Origin of the sequence: Natrarchaeobius chitinivorans, from assembly GCF_003841505.1 — an archaeon.
Classification (GTDB): Archaea; Halobacteriota; Halobacteria; order Halobacteriales; family Natrialbaceae; genus Natrarchaeobius; species Natrarchaeobius chitinivorans.
On sequence record NZ_REGA01000002.1, the window covers coordinates 276680 to 294048 of the forward strand.

18 protein-coding genes, 1 tRNA gene, 1 other RNA gene and 1 pseudogene are annotated in these 17369 nt (G+C 62.2%); 11 read left to right on the forward strand and 10 right to left on the reverse strand.

What is annotated here, in order from left to right; translation table 11 throughout:
- Nucleotides 1-263: 263 nt before the first annotated feature.
- Nucleotides 264-728: an SRPBCC family protein gene (locus tag EA473_RS03740; protein WP_124194329.1), complete on the reverse strand. Its 465-nt coding sequence runs from the start codon at nucleotides 726-728 to the stop codon at nucleotides 264-266.
- 306 nt (nucleotides 729-1034) lie between these two features.
- Here EA473_RS03740 and EA473_RS03745 point away from each other — a divergent pair, with 306 nt between their 5' ends.
- The gene (locus tag EA473_RS03745; RefSeq protein ID WP_124194330.1) at nucleotides 1035-1847 is read left to right on the forward strand and encodes a hypothetical protein; all 813 of its coding nucleotides are present in this window, start codon (nucleotides 1035-1037) and stop codon (nucleotides 1845-1847) included.
- A 66-nt stretch (nucleotides 1848-1913) separates the two neighbouring features.
- Nucleotides 1914-4391: a dihydropteroate synthase gene (gene folP / locus EA473_RS03750; protein WP_124194331.1), complete on the forward strand. Its 2478-nt coding sequence runs from the start codon at nucleotides 1914-1916 to the stop codon at nucleotides 4389-4391.
- Between the two features lie 61 nt (nucleotides 4392-4452).
- Here folP and ffs read toward each other — a convergent pair.
- The 4 genes from ffs to EA473_RS03770 form a co-directional block, all read right to left on the reverse strand.
- Nucleotides 4453-4764: signal recognition particle sRNA (ffs, locus tag EA473_RS03755), an RNA gene on the reverse strand.
- Nucleotides 4765-5063: 299 nt separating this feature from the next.
- Entirely contained in the window at nucleotides 5064-5759 is a 696-nt protein-coding gene (locus tag EA473_RS03760) for a DUF2270 domain-containing protein (protein ID WP_124194332.1), read from the reverse strand.
- A gap of 208 nt (nucleotides 5760-5967) precedes the next feature.
- Nucleotides 5968-7611: a potassium channel family protein gene (locus tag EA473_RS03765; protein ID WP_341538982.1), complete on the reverse strand. Its 1644-nt coding sequence runs from the start codon at nucleotides 7609-7611 to the stop codon at nucleotides 5968-5970.
- 85 nt (nucleotides 7612-7696) lie between these two features.
- Nucleotides 7697-7963, reverse strand: coding sequence for a hypothetical protein (locus EA473_RS03770; protein ID WP_124194334.1), 267 nt, complete (start codon nucleotides 7961-7963; stop codon nucleotides 7697-7699).
- 80 nt (nucleotides 7964-8043) lie between these two features.
- Here EA473_RS03770 and EA473_RS03775 point away from each other — a divergent pair, with 80 nt between their 5' ends.
- Nucleotides 8044-8412, forward strand: a complete 369-nt coding sequence (locus tag EA473_RS03775) for a DUF5798 family protein (RefSeq protein ID WP_124194335.1) — start codon at nucleotides 8044-8046, stop codon at nucleotides 8410-8412.
- Between the two features lie 108 nt (nucleotides 8413-8520).
- Nucleotides 8521-9501: a PLP-dependent cysteine synthase family protein gene (locus EA473_RS03780; protein ID WP_124194336.1), complete on the forward strand. Its 981-nt coding sequence runs from the start codon at nucleotides 8521-8523 to the stop codon at nucleotides 9499-9501.
- 83 nt (nucleotides 9502-9584) lie between these two features.
- Here EA473_RS03780 and EA473_RS03785 read toward each other — a convergent pair.
- Together EA473_RS03785 and EA473_RS03790 are read right to left on the reverse strand one after the other, a co-directional pair.
- Nucleotides 9585-9764: pseudogene (locus EA473_RS03785) on the reverse strand (hypothetical protein); the annotation flags it as partial.
- 155 nt (nucleotides 9765-9919) lie between these two features.
- Nucleotides 9920-10330, reverse strand: coding sequence for a CoA-binding protein (locus EA473_RS03790; RefSeq protein ID WP_124194338.1), 411 nt, complete (start codon nucleotides 10328-10330; stop codon nucleotides 9920-9922).
- A gap of 364 nt (nucleotides 10331-10694) precedes the next feature.
- Here EA473_RS03790 and EA473_RS03795 point away from each other — a divergent pair, with 364 nt between their 5' ends.
- The gene (locus EA473_RS03795) at nucleotides 10695-10958 is read left to right on the forward strand and encodes a hypothetical protein (protein ID WP_124194339.1); all 264 of its coding nucleotides are present in this window, start codon (nucleotides 10695-10697) and stop codon (nucleotides 10956-10958) included.
- A 95-nt stretch (nucleotides 10959-11053) separates the two neighbouring features.
- On the forward strand, nucleotides 11054-11626 hold the full coding sequence (locus tag EA473_RS03800; RefSeq protein ID WP_124194340.1) for a hypothetical protein: 573 nt from the start codon (nucleotides 11054-11056) through the stop codon (nucleotides 11624-11626).
- A 473-nt stretch (nucleotides 11627-12099) separates the two neighbouring features.
- Here the strand turns inward: EA473_RS03800 and EA473_RS03805 are convergent, their stop codons facing one another.
- The 3 genes from EA473_RS03805 to EA473_RS03815 form a co-directional block, all read right to left on the reverse strand.
- Nucleotides 12100-12726 (reverse strand): RAD55 family ATPase, encoded by a 627-nt coding sequence (locus tag EA473_RS03805; protein WP_124194341.1) that lies wholly within the window; start codon nucleotides 12724-12726, stop codon nucleotides 12100-12102.
- A 191-nt stretch (nucleotides 12727-12917) separates the two neighbouring features.
- Nucleotides 12918-13769, reverse strand: coding sequence for a geranylgeranylglycerol-phosphate geranylgeranyltransferase (locus EA473_RS03810; protein ID WP_124194342.1), 852 nt, complete (start codon nucleotides 13767-13769; stop codon nucleotides 12918-12920).
- 104 nt (nucleotides 13770-13873) lie between these two features.
- Nucleotides 13874-14056 carry a DUF7511 domain-containing protein gene (locus EA473_RS03815; protein WP_124194343.1) on the reverse strand — a complete coding sequence of 61 codons (183 nt, stop codon included), beginning with the start codon at nucleotides 14054-14056 and terminating at the stop codon, nucleotides 13874-13876.
- Nucleotides 14057-14214: 158 nt separating this feature from the next.
- Between EA473_RS03815 and EA473_RS03820 the strand changes: the two genes are divergently transcribed.
- From EA473_RS03820 to EA473_RS03840, 5 genes are all read left to right on the forward strand, one after another.
- Nucleotides 14215-14289 (forward strand) — tRNA-Arg (locus EA473_RS03820).
- A gap of 174 nt (nucleotides 14290-14463) precedes the next feature.
- Nucleotides 14464-14706 carry a hypothetical protein gene (locus EA473_RS03825; protein WP_124194344.1) on the forward strand — a complete coding sequence of 81 codons (243 nt, stop codon included), beginning with the start codon at nucleotides 14464-14466 and terminating at the stop codon, nucleotides 14704-14706.
- Nucleotides 14703-15218, forward strand: a complete 516-nt coding sequence (locus EA473_RS03830) for a hypothetical protein (protein ID WP_124194345.1) — start codon at nucleotides 14703-14705, stop codon at nucleotides 15216-15218. Before EA473_RS03825 ends, EA473_RS03830 begins: the two co-directional genes overlap by 4 nt.
- Before the next feature lie 110 nt (nucleotides 15219-15328).
- Complete coding sequence (locus tag EA473_RS03835; RefSeq protein ID WP_124178448.1) at nucleotides 15329-15529, forward strand: hypothetical protein; 201 nt, start codon at nucleotides 15329-15331, stop codon at nucleotides 15527-15529.
- Nucleotides 15526-17292, forward strand: a complete 1767-nt coding sequence (locus EA473_RS03840) for a DUF7845 domain-containing protein (protein ID WP_124194346.1) — start codon at nucleotides 15526-15528, stop codon at nucleotides 17290-17292. Before EA473_RS03835 ends, EA473_RS03840 begins: the two co-directional genes overlap by 4 nt.
- Nucleotides 17293-17369: the final 77 nt, after the last annotated feature.

The window sequence follows — 17369 nt, forward strand, 5'->3', positions numbered from 1 at the left end:
CTCAGTTCGGTGGTCGTCGGCCCCGCGCCAGACTGTCGATCGCTTTCTCGCGGATACGACGAGGTCCAGCTATTGGTTAGCGTGTCTATAGTAGCCACTGAACGTCATCCCACACCCGATCGCGGGACTGATCGGCGATCGGTGTGCACATCGTTTCAGTTGTTACTATAGCACCACCCGGTATGGTCTGGGAAGAAATCATAGGAGATCGAGTCCATCAGAGCGGGACCACGTACCGAAGGCCACACTATGCTCGATACCGATCAGCTACTCATCACAGCCTCAGTCTCTGCGTATTCGGCCTCGACCAGCTCCTTCATCGTCTGGAGGTGATTTCGGAACTGTCGGTCCAGATAGCGGTTGAAGACCGGCTGAAGAGCACGTTCGACCAGCGATTCTGGGTCCTCGAATTCGGCCTCGAAACGGACCAGACTCCCGTCGGGTGTTTCGGAGAAGCGGTAGTGCATCTCTCCGAACATATCTGGTCCCTCGATTCGCGAGTAGGCGTGCTCGTTCGGCTCCACTACGATGAACGTCGACTCGTCCGTGGATGTCTGGCCGAGCATCTTGAACGTTGTGCGGTGTCGCGTCCCTTCATCGGTCTCTCCGAGGACCTCAACGTCCGTCATCCCGGGCATCGACCGCTGCCAGTTTTCCGGGTTCAGTCCCCACTCGAAACTGTATTCGACGGGCGTTTCGATCGACACTTCGTGCTCAAACGTCGTCATACTGGTAACACTCCAACGTCAGTCCGTACGGAAATCCGCCTTCTCGGCTGTTGCCATCGAGAACGTGAATTCAGACGTCTGACTACCCGTATACTGGTCATGAAAGGTAATAAAGTAGTAGCACCGGTTTTCCCACGAACTGGCTTCGAGCCATTTCCCGATTTGGTCGCCTCAACTACGCGAAATACGAACACTGTATCTTGCACGCGAGTCTTGACAAGACCCGGATAGACGGACGCACGAAGTTTGCTGTGACAGGGCCACTGGTAGGAAAAGACACAGGTAGGACAACCTCCTACACCTCGTATGGTCCGCCCCTCCCCGCTCTCGATCGCGGCCGGTCTCGCAGGCGGCGTCCTCAACGTCGCCGTCGTCCTCGCGCTGTACGCCCGCGGCGGGTATCCGACACTCGAGTCCGTCGCCGGGATCGCGGTGCCCGCGTTCGCACTCGGCTTCCTCGCGCTGTTCGTCTCCGCTCACACGCGATTGTTTGCGCCGGCGATCGGATTCCTCGCAGTCCTCGCCGGGACGGCGTCCGTCGAACTGACGACGCCGCATCCGGAGTGGGGAACCCTCGACGGCTACGTCATCGTCGACGGGCCGACCCACGTCGCCAGTTACGCCAACACGTGGTACGTCTGGCTCTCGTTGGTGCTGGTCGCCGGGCTGCTCGAGTTCGGAATCCGACGGGGCTACGGGCTCGGCGGGGAGCGGCTCCGGAACCTTCCGACCGTTCCGCTCTCGAGAGCGACCCTCGCCTGGTTCGTCGGCGGGGGGAGTTCGCTCGTCGGAGCCGCGACCGTTTTGCTGGTTCTCAGAGCGGGGATTCGACCGCCCGTCGCGTCGGTCGCCGTCTTCGCCGTCACCGCCGCCGTCGTCGGCGTTCCGCTCGCGGCGCTGCTCGGTCGTGGAATCGTCTCTCCCGCCGTTCTGTTTGCGGTGTTGGTTCCGTACTTTCTGACCGTCGAGGTGTTCGTCGCGACCGACAGCCCAGTGCACATCCTGCTGTTCGGGCCGTACGCAATCGTTCTCGCGGTCGCCTGGGCTCTCGAGGCCGGAATCCGGTCACGTTTGCGCGGATGGGAAGGGGGGCGATTCGCCGACGAAGAGCCCGTTTGATCCCGGGAACCGGTCGTTCCGATCGGAGTTCGACACCCTAAAGCGATCCCACTCTGTGATTCGCGTATGGAGTATCACGAGGCGACGGCGTTTCTCTTTGGGCTGCGGCGATTCCGCCCGAAGCCGGGAACGGAGTCGACGAAACGGCTTCTCTCCCACCTCGAGGACCCTCACGAGTCGATCGACTTCGTGCAGATCGCCGGCTCGAACGGAAAGGGGAGTACGGCCCGGATGCTCGAACGCACGCTCCGGGAAGCCGGACTCTCCGTCGGACTGTACACCTCCCCACACCTGACGGACGTCCGCGAACGGGTCCGCGTCGACGGGCGGAAGATCCCCCAGTCGGCGCTGTGTGAGTACGTCGATTCCGTCCACGAGTACGTGCGAGCACGGGGGGCCGAGGGCGAATCGCCCACGTTCTTCGAGGCGATGACCGGTCTCGCGCTGTGGCACTTCGGTCGCGAGGACGTCGACGTCGCCGTCCTCGAGGTCGGCATCGGCGGACGATTCGACGCGACGAGCGTCGTCGACCCGATCGCGAGCGCGGTTACGAGCGTGACCCTAGAACACACGGGCATCATCGGCGACACCGAACGGGAAATCGCGCGCGACAAGGCACACGTCGCGCCGGCGGATGCGCCGCTGGTCACCGGCGTCTCCGGCCCGCCGCTCGAGGCGATCCGCGACGTCGCTGGCGACGTGGTCACCGTCGGTGCGGACGCGATCGACGCCGAGGGGACGAGACCGGACGTCCGGGTGAGCTACGAGGGGCGAACGAATCACACAGAGGCCGCCGTGTCGATCGACCGGGACGACTGGGGCCTCGAGGCAACGATTCCACTTCTGGGATCCCATCAGGCGGAAAACGCCGGTATCGCTGCCGTCCTCTCGCGGCATGTCGCCGCCGTTACCGACGCGGAACTCGCGCGCGGTCTGCGAAACGCCCACTGGCCGGGCCGGTTCGAAGTGATGCGGACCGATCCGCTCGTGATCCTCGACAGCGCACACAACCCCGGCGCGTGTGAGCAACTGGGTGAGACCCTCGCTACCTACGACTACGACGACCTCCGTGTGGTTTTTGGGGCGATGCACGACAAGGACATCTGCGGGATGGCCGCCGCGTTACCGACGCCCGATTCGCTGATCGCGACGGAACCGTCGCTCGACCGCGCAGAGAATTCGGACGTTCTGGCGAGGGTGTTCGAGGACGCTGGCTCCCGGGAGATCCGGACGAACCCGTCCGTTTCCGACGCCCTCGCGACCGCACTCGAGGAAGCAGACCGTGAGGACTGCGTGCTCGTCACCGGTTCCCTGTTCGCCGTCGCCGAGGCCCGATCGCGATGGTCGGCGACGGGAATTCCGAAACGGATTCGCAATCTGGACGACGCCCGTGACACACTCGAGCGAGCAGATGTGGACTCGACCGACGTCGATCGAATCGAGCGGAGTGGCGTCCACCGGATCGTCAAAACGGACGTACACCACCGCCAGGCCAGCCGGTTGAAACGAGAGCTCGAGCGGCTGGGTGGCGAATGCGTCCTCTCGGGAGGGAGCCGTGGCGAACGAACCGACGCGGTCCTGATGGGGACGCTCGCACAGTTTCGCCGACTGGTCGAGCGACTCGAATCCGAAGCGCTCTCTCGCGGGAGCGGGCTTCGAGAGACCGCCCGGATTCTACGGGAGACGCTCGAGATCGATTCCGACGACGCAGATCCGAACTCAACCCTCCCGTGGCATGATCGCACTGCTGTGATGGGGATCCTGAACGTTACCCCCGATAGCTTTCACGACGGAGGGGAGTACGACTCCGTCGCGGAAGCCGTCTCTCGCGCCGAGGCGATGATCGACGCCGGCGTCGACGTCCTCGACGTCGGCGGCGAATCGACCAGACCCGGTGCGGAGCCGGTTTCGATCGACGAGGAGATCGATCGCGTCGTTCCGGTCGTCGAGGCACTCGCCGACCTCGACGTTCCGATCTCGATCGACACCCGGAAAGCGGCAGTCGCCGAGGCGGCCCTCGAGGCCGGTGCAGAGATCGTCAACGACGTTTCGGGGCTCGAGGACCCCGATATGCGCTTCGTCGCCGCCGAACACGACGCGGTGCTCGTGGTGATGCACAGTATCGACGCCCCCGTCGTTCCGGACCGGAAAATCACGTACGACGACGTCGTCGAGGACGTCATCGACGAGCTAACGGAGCGAATCTTGCTCGCGGAGAAAGCTGGTCTCGACCGCGACCGGATCGTCGTCGATCCCGGCCTCGGCTTCGGCAAATCAGCCCGCGAGAGCTTCGAGATGCTGGGGCGTCTCGAGGAGTTTCGTGCCCTCGGCTGTCCGATCCTCGTCGGTCACTCTCACAAGTCGATGTTCGATCACGTCGGCTGTGGGTCGGACGACCGACTCGAGGCGACCGTGGCGGCGAGTGCGCTCGCCGCGGATCGTGGTGTAGACATTGTCCGCGTTCACGACGTACCGGAAACCGTTGCTGCGGTTCGGACGGCGCTCTCTGCCAGGGATCCGGAGCGATTCGACTGGCGACCGTAATCGTCGTTGAGCCCACCCCATGGACCGGCAGCTCTTCGATTCTATCGACGAATGAAGTATGAGTGTGGAGGCCGCGATTGCCCGGCGTTCCGACCGGGGGAATCCCGGTTGCCTTCTCCACCCCGCGACCCGTCGAGCGACAGGTGTCCGGCGGTCCACTGCTCGCTTCCGCGCCTGATGGGCTGTCGCCGGCTAACCACGATGGGACGTCCCTGCGGACGGCCACCGTGGACCGCTGTCCCCGACGGACGAGGCTTCCACGTTGGCTCCCGGGGCCCCGGTCGGTCTGACCGGACGCCCGCGGCGTTCGGTCCCCGCTGATGACCGTAGCGCGGGTTGTGAGCAGGGCCAAACTGCCCGACCTATCCATCTACCCGTAGGCGACTGGAACTTAAGGGCCTTTCGTCTTCGGGGGAATTGAACGGACGAGAATCGACCGACGACTCGAGGGTCCGCCACCGATTCGGTTCCATCAGGGGCTCGAGACGCCTGCCGTCCGACCCGTCACCCTCGCGCGGACGATCGTCCGACAATTCCGGCTCGCCGGGGCGGGTCGCGAACGTACCGAGAGGGCAAGCGACGATCGGTCTCATACGGATTGCTGTAACGGTTTACCGGTGCAACCGCAGGACGGGACGCGGTTGCACCGGGAATAACGTACAGCAAACCGTATCACTCGAGGTCGCCGTGTTCTGCCTCGCCCGATTCCCCGCGCTCTTTCGCCGAGAGCGGTACGGCGAGGACGACGAGCGTAACGTAGAACACGGCGACTGCGGCGACGACGACGACTCCGCTCACACCGGGCAATCCGGCGCTCTCGAGGAACGGTTCGTCGGGATTGAACGCCCAGATGTGGAACACCCAGCCGATCAGGACGGCGGTCATCAGCGGCAGATAAACCCGCCTGAGCCGATGGCTGAACGCCCCGCGATAGCTGATTTTTGGCACCGGATCGCGGTAATCCTCGCTGAGGTCGGCTCGCCAGGTGTCGTGTTCGATACCCCCAGAGGGGTCGAGCGCGTTCGCAAAGAGGTTCTCCTGAAGAACCCGAACGCGCGACCGCCAGATGTCGTAATCGCGGAATCGACGCGCTTCGATGAACAGGAAGACGGTGCCCATGATCGCGCCGGCGAGGATAACGGCGTGTGAGACTTCGCCCGAAAACGCGTAGGCGACGATCGCCGCCATCACCGTGACGGCCCAGTTGGTCGTCGTATCGAGACGGCCGCGCCACTCGACGGTTCGTTCCATCTCGCCTCTGTAGAGGTGTGCCGCGACGGAGCCGAGGCCGGTGCTCTGATCGACCATCTCCCGGCCGATCTCGCGCTCTTCGGCCGCTTCAGGATCGAACTCCGATTCCTCGCCCATACTCGGTCGTAGGGTGAGTACACGTATTTTCCTTGGCACCGTCCGAAAAACGCGACTGTCCACCGATCGAACCAGCGGTGGCGGGCGACGGTAGCCACCGGTCGTCAACACAGACCCGGTTAGTCCATACCCGATCACTCCGTTCGTCGCTCGTGATCGTCGTTACACACATCACTCCGTTCGTCACTCGTGATCGACGATACACGCATCACTCCGTTTGCCCCTCGCCTCCGAACCGTTCTCGGAACCGATCGAGCTGGCGATCGGTCCCCGCGACGAGCAACCGGTCGTCCCTTCGAAAGGCCGTTCCGTCGACGTCAGTTTCCAGTTCCCCTCGGCGCTCGAGTGCGACGACGGGACAGCCCGATTCTCGGCGGAGTTCGGCCGTCGACAGCTCCTCGCCGACGAGTTCGGGTGCGTCGACTTCGACGAGGTACAATCGATCCTCGAGCGTCATGACCTCGTACTCGAAGATCCGCATCGTGAGCATGCGTCCAGCCACGTTGGGTAAGGCGAGAACGTAATCCGCACCGGCGGTTCGGAGCGCGTTCACGCTCACACCGCTGACCGCCCCGGCGATTATCTCGACGTCCGGGGCGACGGCTCGAGCGGCAAGCGTCGCGAGGATCGCATCGTCGTCGGCTTCGAGCGCGACGATCACCGCCTCAGCCTCGTCGATTCCAGCCTCGAGTAGCGTCTTTTCGTCGGTCGAATTACCGACGACGTCGATCCCCTCTCCCGAGTTGGGGCCGACCGAGACGGTGTCGACGTCGGCTCGCTCGAGCGTCCCGCGTGCCGTCGTACCGACAAGCCCCTCACCGAGGACCACGACGGGGCCACTCGCCATCCTGTATCGGACGCCCGTCGTTCCGATTCGTTTCGCGACCGCCTCGAGTTCCGCGTCGGTTCCGGCGACGAGCACCGACGTGTTCTCGTCGGCCGTGACGCCCTCGGAAAGCGTCGTGACGAAGTCACCCCGAACCCACGCGCCGAGCACCGTCGCTCCGGTCCGCTCGAGACGTCGGGAGGCGGCGATCGGTTCGCCGAAGAGGTCCAAACCCGGTTCGACGGGAAATTCGCGGACGTCGAGTTCCACGCCCAGTTCGACCGTCTCGAGATCGGGGCTGATGACGTCTCGAAGCCGATCGCCGAGCGCCTTGCCGAGGCCGTGTCTCGGCGAGAGCACCTCGTCGACGCCGGCGTACCGAAAGTATCTCGCGTCTCCGGGATCCGCGACGAGTGCGAGCACCGTCGCCTCGGGGTCTCGGGCTTCGATCGTGAGCGTCGTCCTCACGGGGTCGCGTTCCGTCGCGTCGATGACGACGGCTAGCGCGTCGGAGAGGTCGACTGCCTCGAGCGTACTCTCGGAATCGGAATCGCCGTAGAGCACCCTGAACCCTTCCTCGTGGAGCGTCCGAGCGCGATCCTCGTCCCCTTCGAGAATCACGTACGGGGTCCCGCTGGCCTCGAGTTCGCCGACGAGGGTATCACAGAGGTTCGTGTAGCCGACGACGATCACGTGGTCCTCGAGGTGATCGATCTCCGTCGGCGGCGCGGGTTCGACGAGCGTTTCGAGCCACGGGACGACGAACTGCGGGATAGCGACGACGATGTAGGCGATCCCCGTCACCTGTATCAGAATTACCAGCGCGGTCATCCAGCGCGTCTCCCACGGAGCGTCCTGGCCGTACCCCGTGGTCGTCATCGACTGGACGACGATCTCGAGCGACTGATACCAGGTTCGGGACTCTCCCTCGTAGGTCGCCATACCCCACCGATACGCGAGCGTGTAGATGCCGATCAACAGGAACAGCGAACCCACGTACACCGCGAGACGCCGCGTCAGTTTCACCACGGCCGCTCACCCGAAATCCGCCGGTGCTGTAGCCCGGTCGTCCGTCGCATGGCGGACATACAGACTTCCTCACCCTGGAGAGCTATCGTTCTTGGCGGTTGGCCTGCCGTCCGGTGGTCGGTTTTCGTGTCCGATCGGACCGACGATCGGTCCGGATCCCCCAGGGGCTCGTCCCGTGCCGATCTACCGACGCGATCGCGGCCCTGGCCGTGTCGGAATCGACTGACAACAATCCGTAGCAGGCTCCTTCCTCGAGGCCATCGTCGAACCCGCATGCGTCGGTTTCGAACGTCTCGGCCGATTCTGATGGGGGCTCTTCGAGGCCGTCCAGTTTGGTCAGCAACTGCACGACATCCCACGAGAAATCAGTACACCGAGAACTACCGTGGAAGGAAAAGGCCCATTAGGCGCTCGATACATTCAGAACACATGGGACTTGGCAGCACGGCAAAGAAAATCCAGGGCCTCTCCGATCGGGCCGAGGCAATGTACAAGCAGGTACAGCAACTCCAGCAGCGTATCATCGGGTTAGAAGAGGAGATGGACGACACCCACGACACCGTCAAGCGGTTGGATCATCAGATCTCCGAACAGCGCGCGCTGTTGCTCGCGATCGCCGACGAACACGACATCGACGGCGAGGAAATCCTCGCCGAGGCAGCGATCGACGAAGCCGAACTGGCGGCCGAACCGAGCAGCGACGAATCCACAGACGATCCGACTGAATCCGACTCGGAAGACGACGATCCAGCCACCGAAGACGCCGAACCCAGTTCGAGCGAATCCGCCGCGGAGTGACGGTCGGTTTCGGTTCGTCACGGTCTGTATCGCCCCTCGTCCGCCTCGAGTGGAGACACTCGGTCACAACAGCAAGACCTAACAGTGGTGGCAACATTTGCCAGCACGATGACGACCCACGAGCGACCGTTGGACTCGGTGCTCGAGACGATCGGCCGGACGCCGCTCGTCCGGATCCACGACGGGCCCGAAGGCGTCCGGATCTACGCGAAACTCGAGACGTTCAACCCGGGCGCGAGCGTGAAGGATCGGATCGGGCAATACATGCTCGAACGGATGCTCGAGCGCGGCGACGTTCCAGCCGGCGGGACCGTAATCGAACCGACCGCCGGTAACACGGGAATCGGGCTCGCGATCGCCGCCGAACAGCTCGGACTTGACGCGATCTTCGTCGTTCCCGAACGGTTCAGCGTCGAAAAACAACAGCTGATGGACGCACTCGGCGCGGAGATCATCAACACGCCGACCGACGCCGGCATGGGCGGAGCCATCGACCGCGCCCACGAACTCGCCGAAGAACTCGACGACGCGGTCGTTCCACAGCAGTTCTCGAATCCGCTCAACACGGAGGCCCATTACAGTACGACCGCTCCGGAGATCTACGACGCACTCGACGACGAGGTCGGTGCGATCGTCGCCGGTTGCGGAACCGCCGGAACGCTCATGGGACTCGCTCGATACGCGCTCGAACGGGACGACGAGACCCACGTCGGTGCCGTCGAACCCGACGGATCGCTGTACGGTGAATTCCTCGACAAAGACCGCGAGGAAGGCGAGTACAAGACCGAAGGGATCGGCACCCACGATATCGACACGAACGAACTGTTCGATCCCGAGCGCGTCGACGCCGTGTACTCGATACCGGATCGGGACGCCCACGAGGAACTCAGACGGCTCGCACGCGAGGAAGGACACCTCGTCGCCTCCAGCGCCGGTGCCGCGAGCGTCGCCGCGAAACGCGTCGCCCGATCGATCGCCGACGGAGAACTCGAAGCTCCTCACGATACGGTCGTCACGGTGTTTCCCGACTCGAGCGAGCGGTACCTCTCGAAGGGCATCTACAGACAGTTCGAAGAGTGGAGTTCCTGACCCTACTCGTTTAGCTCAGCGGAGTCCGAGTGGGTGTCGACCGCCGGTGGTGATGCCGGCGGAGACGTCGATTCCGATGGCTGAGAAGAGCAAAGCGATCGTGCGTCGAGGACGTCGTGAACGTCGTCCCGTTCGACTTCCCAGACCCGCAAAACCAGGTGCGCTTTGCAGTGATACTCGACGACCTCCATTCCAGTACTCCGGTTCTCGAGAACGAGTTGATACGTTCCGTCTTTCGAACAGTTCCCGAACCGGTCACACATGGATACCGATACCACGTACACTTCTCGGGGGTAAGTCTCTGTCGGTGGTCTGGATCCGAATTGGATCCCTAACCGTATCATACGGTTTACTGTACGCCGTTACCGAAGACCGGGTCCGCCCCACGGTCTCAGGTACACAGGTACAGCAATCCGTCTCAGGCGACGAGTCGTCTGTGTTCGACTTTCATACAGCGATCCTGAACGACCGTTCGCCCGTCCGTTACGGCGCGTTCGGCCGCTTCGTCGTCCCGAATTCCCTGTTGAGTCCAGATCGCCCGAACGTCTTCGCGTTCTAACGCCTCGTCGACGATCCCGGCCACCTCGTCGCTGGGTCGGAAGATACAGACGACGTCGATTTCCTCCTCGACCGCCGCGAGCGTATCGGGGGCCGATCGCTCGAAAATCTCGTCGGCAAACGGATTGACCGGGACCACGTCGTACCCCCGGTCGTGGAGGTATGCGGGGACATCGTGGGCCGCCTTCCCCGGCGTGCTCGAGCAGCCAACGACGGCGATGGTCTCGTGAGACAGGACGTCACGAACGTCCGTGTCGGATTCGATTGTCATAGCAGTCGGTACTCGATCCACGGTCAAGTTTCCGACGATTACGGAGTCACGAACCCGCTGTCATGTCCCAAACTACTAACAGCGAGGCCGTGGTTCAGCGAAGTGTGGCCTCGTCCGCTCGTAAACGCACCGACGGACGCCATCAGTGCGTTGGAAACAGCGCCGATAGTGGAAAGCGCCAATCGATCGACGATGTGGCGGTTCGGCGAGACCCTCGACCCGTTCGCCCACCCACAGTGATCGACGTTACGACCCCCTCACCCACAGTGATCGACGTTACGAATACCAGACCGCACGCGCGAGTGGTAAGCACCGACTGGGTTCGTCACGTCTCCGACCGTCTCGAACTCGACCGAGGAAACCGATGACGAGTAGCGACAGAGACGCCACCACAGTCATTCTCATGCTGGTGTTTACGATCCTGCTAGCGGTCGCCGCGTTGTTTCCCGCGTATTTCGTCTGGCTGACCGCGCCGCCTGTCGGCGGTGAATTCTTTCCGTATATCCGCGCGACGGCCGCCGTAATCGCCGCCATCGTCGGTGCCTTCCTCGGCGCGTACATCATGCAAAGCAGCGTCAGTATCGCCCGCGACCTGAGCGGAAACGATGGCGACGGCGACGACGGATAACTGTCCTTTTGTGGCGTCTCGAGCCCGTCTCCTGTCGGCTTCACTCACTGAGATGCAACTGAGGGTATTTGCTGTCTCTCGTGGGACTGGCGAACATGGGTACCGACGACACTCGGACACGACGAGCGATACTTGCCACCGTCTGCACCGGGATAGCCGGCGTCGGAGCGACCACGACCGCCGCCGCGTTCGACGAGGGTCCGTTCGACGACACGGCCTCTGCCATCGATTTCGATACGTTCTTCGACGATCTCGGCGTCGACACCGACAGCGAGACACGGACCACGACGACAACGACTACGCGGCCGGAAACCGAAATGAGCACCGGCGATGGAGACTCCAGTACAGCTATGACCACCCGTAACGGGATCACCGTCACCTTCGATCACTGCCATCGGGTTCACCTCGAGGGATCTCATCCCGAATTCGATTACGCCGTCGTCAATTCGTGGGAAGCCGGAATTATCAGTGAAGACGGCGTCTACCGAGAGCGCCTCACGGACGTCCACGAGTTACCCCAGACGGTGACGACCGACAACGATGCAAACGAACCCGGGCCGGTGGCTCTGCACAGCGTCGACGTCAGATTTCGAAACGGAGACCGATTCACCGTATCTGCACCCGGCAACTGCCGAACGCTGGTCGAACGGTACGTCGAAGGCGAGTGACACTCGGACGGATTGCTGTGCCGAGATACCGGTCGGATCGCAAAGCAGGTCGCCGTCCCGCCGGTACTGGCTGACGACAGACCCTCTCACCGGCTGACGCCGGATCGCTTCATCGGCTACCGACGGATCGTCTCATACTGCTCGTGCTTTTCGGAATCGCCACCTCCATGCTGGGCAGCACACCAAACCGGTTGTGCGAAGCGAGTTTCCACGCCGACAGGAGTTGTGCTCGTCCCTGCAGTCGATCACCGTGACTTTCGATTCGGACGGTATCCGATAACTCGAGTGAACGTGCGCTGAGTCTCTTTCGCCACGACTGGCGGAGAATGCCCCTGACTACTACAGCCCAGATAACCGGTCGGGTAACGGTTCCATCGGCATCGCTGGCGTTCTCGCCAGCAGTGTCGTATCAGATTCAAAACCGGGTTCGACCGATTACGTGATCGTCTCGCCGACGTAGCCGATCACCGCGTTCAAAACGAGGCACCCGCCGTCGTAATCACGGGTTCGTCGCCGTCTCCGCTTTCGACCTCGATGATACCGTCGAACAACTGCTTGAGCGTGTTCATCGTCTGGTCGTCGTGGGCGGTCGAGTCGATGACGTAGATCCCGAGTGCGTCGGCGCTCTGGATGCGTCCGGTGAACACGTGCAGGAACCGAAACACGGTCTGGAGATCGGAGTACATGAGCAACGTCGACACCGAGTGCAGGAGAACCCGATTTTCGGTGATCCCACGATTCTCGTAAAACTCCTGTAGAAATTCAGAGAGCTTGATTCCGATCCCCGTCATGTCGATGGGCGACGAAGCGTACTTGATCTTGGGATCGTCGTCGACGGTCCCGATCCCGCGTTGTTTCGTGACACAGTCGACGACTCTTACGTTTTCGTTCGAAACGTCCGTTTCCTGGGTAAACTCCTCGAGGACCTTTTCGGCGCTGTCTTTGGTCGTGACGACGATGGATCCGTCGCCCCGGATCGCACCGGTTCTCAGGATATCAAACGCGATGCGTCGCTTCCCAGTCATCGGCGGGCCTGCGACGAGAACGTTCGTCCCGGGATCGATTTCGGTATCCGGGACGATATCTACGAAGTCATACATGCCAGTTTCACATCCGTCCACAGTTGGCTGACGACCACAACCAGCACGCCATCTGTGCTCACGTCTACTACAAAAATATCGCATCCAGTTTATAGTATTTTTGATTAACACCCTGTTATGGTTGGTAATTCCGAATGGATTTGGTGTAAATCAACGTCAATTTCATTCGACTGCGAATGTGGCCGACGGGATCACCCGCCCCCGAATTCGAGGGCTGCTCGACCGACGATGAACGCGAGCGAGGCGAGAAACATTCCGTACTTGAGCTTCGACTGACCGGCGGACGGATCGTCGAAGCTTTCGACTGCTGCATACAGCATAATCGCGTCGGCCGGAATCACGACGACCAGGTACACAACACCGAAATAACCGAGAACGAACGGAATCGGACTGGCAAGAACCCCGACGACGAGCAATACACCGGCGATCTGAAGCGCTCTCTGTTCGCCGATCGCGATCGGGAGCGTGTTCAGCCCCTCCTCCCGATCGCCATCGATATCTTCGACGTCTTTGATGATCTCCCGCGTCACGGTCGCGATTGCCGCGAGGACGAACAGCACGATCGCCGGCCCGATCCGACCGACAGCAGCTGCACCAAAGAGAAACGTACTCCCGACGAGATACGCGACGAGCGCGTTTCCGAGCCCGGGCAATCCCTTGAAAAACTCGGTGTACGCGACGAGCGCAGCGAGATTCACACCGGCGATTGCGACCGCTAGCCACGGGAGCGTAAGCGCAAGCACCACCGCCAGCCCGAAGAGAACGATACTGAATGCCAGAGCCATCCGCGGCGTCACGGCCCCCCGAGGTATCGCCCGCTCCGGTCGATTTATCCGGTCGATCTCCCGGTCGAAGTAGTCGTTGATCGCGTTCCCGGCACCAACCGCGAGCCCAGTTGCGACGACCGCGGCCGTTACCTCGAGAGGATGCTGAGCGATCCCACCGGCGACGAACGCACCGATGAACGTCAACACGCTGGCAGCGATCACGTTCACCGGCCGGGTCAACTCGAGCATCCCGCGAACCGTCTCCCCCACTGTCATCGAACGAGAGTGCTCAGCGCGGGTGGTTAAACGGTACGATACGCGACGAATCTCGAGGGCACAACCGACGGACAAAAAAACGCCCTCGTCTGGTTTCCGACTGATTATCGCCACTCAGTGAGATCGCAGAGCGCGTCGCCGTCGATCGAAAGCCACTTGCTCACCCGTTCGTCACCGCTGGCGTCGACGGGAACGACGGTCCAGACCTCGTCGTCGTCGGTAAGCAACTCGAGCTGTGCGTCTTCGAACTGGCCGTCTTCTGGAACGGGGAGATCGTGCACCGTCATGGTGTACCTGTACGAAGGATCCCCTCTACAAAGACCCTTGGCCGTCATTTTCAGCTCGTGGGAATCGACGCCACCGTCGACGGCGCCGTGTGCTGACGGGTGTCGAAATAGGGTGAAATCGAGTGACTTATACGGAGTCGACGGAAACGGATGAGTGAGGGCGCTTAGCTCAGTCTGGACAGAGTACTTGGCTTCGGACCAAGTTGTCGCGGGTTCAAATCCTGCAGCGCCCATCCCGATCCCACCCGTTTTGGATCTAAACTAAATTCCCCAGTAGAGGCCTCGATATTCGGAAATTCGACGGATTCGGTCACTTCTAATCTGCCGTCTAAATCCAATACAAGGCGGAAGCAACCCGCGGCCCCTTCACGTCGGGCGGTTTGCCGCGCAAATCAGGGGTGGTCGGCGTGAAATCACTCGAGGACCTTCTCGGGGAGATCGATCGGGACGAACTCGATCGGCGGATCTGTTCACATCCGAAGCCCCGAACCTCCCGCGAGTTCGTTTGTCCGGAGTGTGAAGCGCGCTGTACCCGTCTACTAAACAAAGACGGCGAAGCGGGCCACGCAAAGGGCTGTTCGCGGCGGCTTCGCCGGACGGGTTCAGTCCGCAAACCGCCAATGCTCACCGACGGGGGTGAGAGCCAGTGAGTTCCCGAACCTCGGCTCTCGAGAGTTCGAAAGCGAGCGGCGATGCGCTCGAAGCGCACCTGATTCAGTCCATCGATGCTCTCGAGTTCGTCGGTGATCGGACCGCAACCTGGCATGATGCCCGAACGACGACGCTTCTCGAACCGGCCGAGAATCTACCGTTTTACGGAATTGTCGTCGTTGAAGCGGGTATTCCGGTCGAAATCAAAGGATGCCAGATAGAGACGAGCAACGGGAGTGGATCGACACGCGGACGCTTTTACGTCAAGCGTGAGGCCCATTCGCGGTTGCTCGAGGCGGGCGGGATGTACCTGTTCGTCGTCTACCTGCCGCGGCCGGGACTTCCCCAGGTGGCGCGGGCGGTCGTCCCGGCGACGATCGTGGACGAACTGCTCGCCGGGCGGTGGTACGACGTCGGCGGCCCACGGTCAGAGGACGAGGTAGCAAAACTCGCGTGGTCGCACGTCATCGATCCGACGACCGTCGATCCGTCAGGAGGTGAGCGGCCGTGACGCCGTGCCCGGTTTGCGGCGCCTGGAGCGAGAAGTGCTACCGGTGTACGGAGTGCGGGGCCGATCTCGTTCGGCGGACAGATTCCGAGAACAGTCGGGGGCGATGACCGATGTCGGACCTGACTGCCTTCGGCCTCGAGCCGCGGGACTCGCCGGAAGATGACGACGAGAATGAATTATCGGAAACGGTTTCGGAAACGTGGTCGGAGTGCGTCGACTGCGAGTACGTCGGCTACGAGGTGAAGGCCCGACTCCAGCATTCGGTACCGCTGTGTACGGCCTGCTTCGCCGAACGGGAGGGGTTACTGTGAGCGCACGGAAGTTCCTTCGGTTCCAGTGCCACGAGTTCGACGCGCACTTTCACCTCGTGCGTGAGGCGCTGAAGCCGTACTACGCGCTCACGGACGTTCGGAAAAATCACGACTGGGCGACCAACGGGAAGCCGACCGGAACGTTCGAATCTGGCGGCGAAACGTGGCGAGTGTGTCTCGACTACGACGACCAGCCCATACTCCCGTGGTCAGATCCGTCCTACCGCCTCGAGACGGCCTACCTGTATCGGATCTACTTCGTGTGCGAAGACGCGACCGACGACGGGGAGCGCGCCGATCGGAGCCACCGGGTGAAAGGCGGAACGATCACCTTCCGACCACGGTGGCCCGATATGAAGAAGCAAGACGACGGGACGGGGAAGATTTCGGACGTGAACGGCTACATGGATCTCGGTGTGCCGTACATCGACGCCCAGGTGCAGGCGTCGAACATCGACTTCGAGCGGTACCCGGACCTGCTCGCCGAATCGGCTGCCGCGTTCGGCATTCCGCGACGGTACTTCGATACGTTCCACCACACGAGTAACATCGGAGACGCAGCAGTCTACGTCCGAATCATGCGGTCGGAGTCGGGATCGGTGTACGCCCCGGATGGCCCGCTTGCGCGGATTCACTCGCTGCTCGAGTCGGACCGATCAGGGTATCGGAAACACGTCGAAGACAACCGCGACCGGCCGGGTGACTACGTGACGACCGTCGTCGACGATGGGCGGGCGAGAAAGATCATTCGTGGTCACGAGATCGGGAAAGAGGCGAAGCACTACTACATGAAAGACCCCGACACGTACAATCCGGACCAGTACGGCTGGCATCCGAAACTCGAGGTCGGCTACCAGACGAGCGCAACGGATCGGACCGTCTACTGGGAACGGGAAGACGACGAACTCGACCGCCACGATCTCCGACGCGAGCTCGAGGAACTGCTCGCGAACCTGCTTGAATGGGCTGGCCTGGATGCAACCGGCGGCGAGCAGTACCACGAGGATGCGTATTTCGATCCGGACGACCGCGAGCGGCGGTCGCTAAAGATGGTCGACTGTCCGCTTCCGAAAATCGAGAGCGAACAGGAAGCGGCCGTGATGCGTCTGTGGGGAGATATGAACCCGTCGGACCGGGCAGTCGTCGACACGCTGCTCACCGACGGTGGCGAGGTCTCGCCCCAGGAGACAGCCAGCGAGACGGGATATTGTTACGATACCGTCCTTCGCGCCGTCGACCGACTCGAGGGGTTCATAGAGCACACTTACGGAGAGTTGTCGATCACGAGCGACTACGCGGCCCAGGAAATGCTGAAACGCGTCAGGTCGGCCGAGGAACAGTTTCGGCGGGAAGTCGGATCAACGGTGATGGAAGTCGCGGAAGCGTCCCAGGGCGTCACGAGCGACGCGCTGGATGCGTTCGTACGTCGGTACGACGCCGGAGTTGATCGGAGTCGCGACGACTGCCGCGCTCTGTTGAAGCCCCGCGTGACGGCCCGTACCCGCGACCACGCGAAGGAAATCGCTCGCGAAGCGTTCACGGCTGTCTGCGACCGCTTCGGGACCCATCACGGCATCCACATCCGGGTGGAACTCGCCGACGGAACCATGATCCGGTGGCGGGACCTGAAAGATCAGCCGTTCAGCGGGGCCTCCTACGACAAAGGCGAGGTTCGCGAACGGTGTTCGACGCGATCTCGCCTCGACGAGGAACGCGAGAACCTGCCGCGCTGGAAGAAAAACCGCTTCGGGACCACCCGGTAGCGCGGTCCTCGTGAGTGGCAACGCTACCGACCACACTTCTTTTCGGCTGTTTTCGCCTGTATTACCCCGGGTTGGGC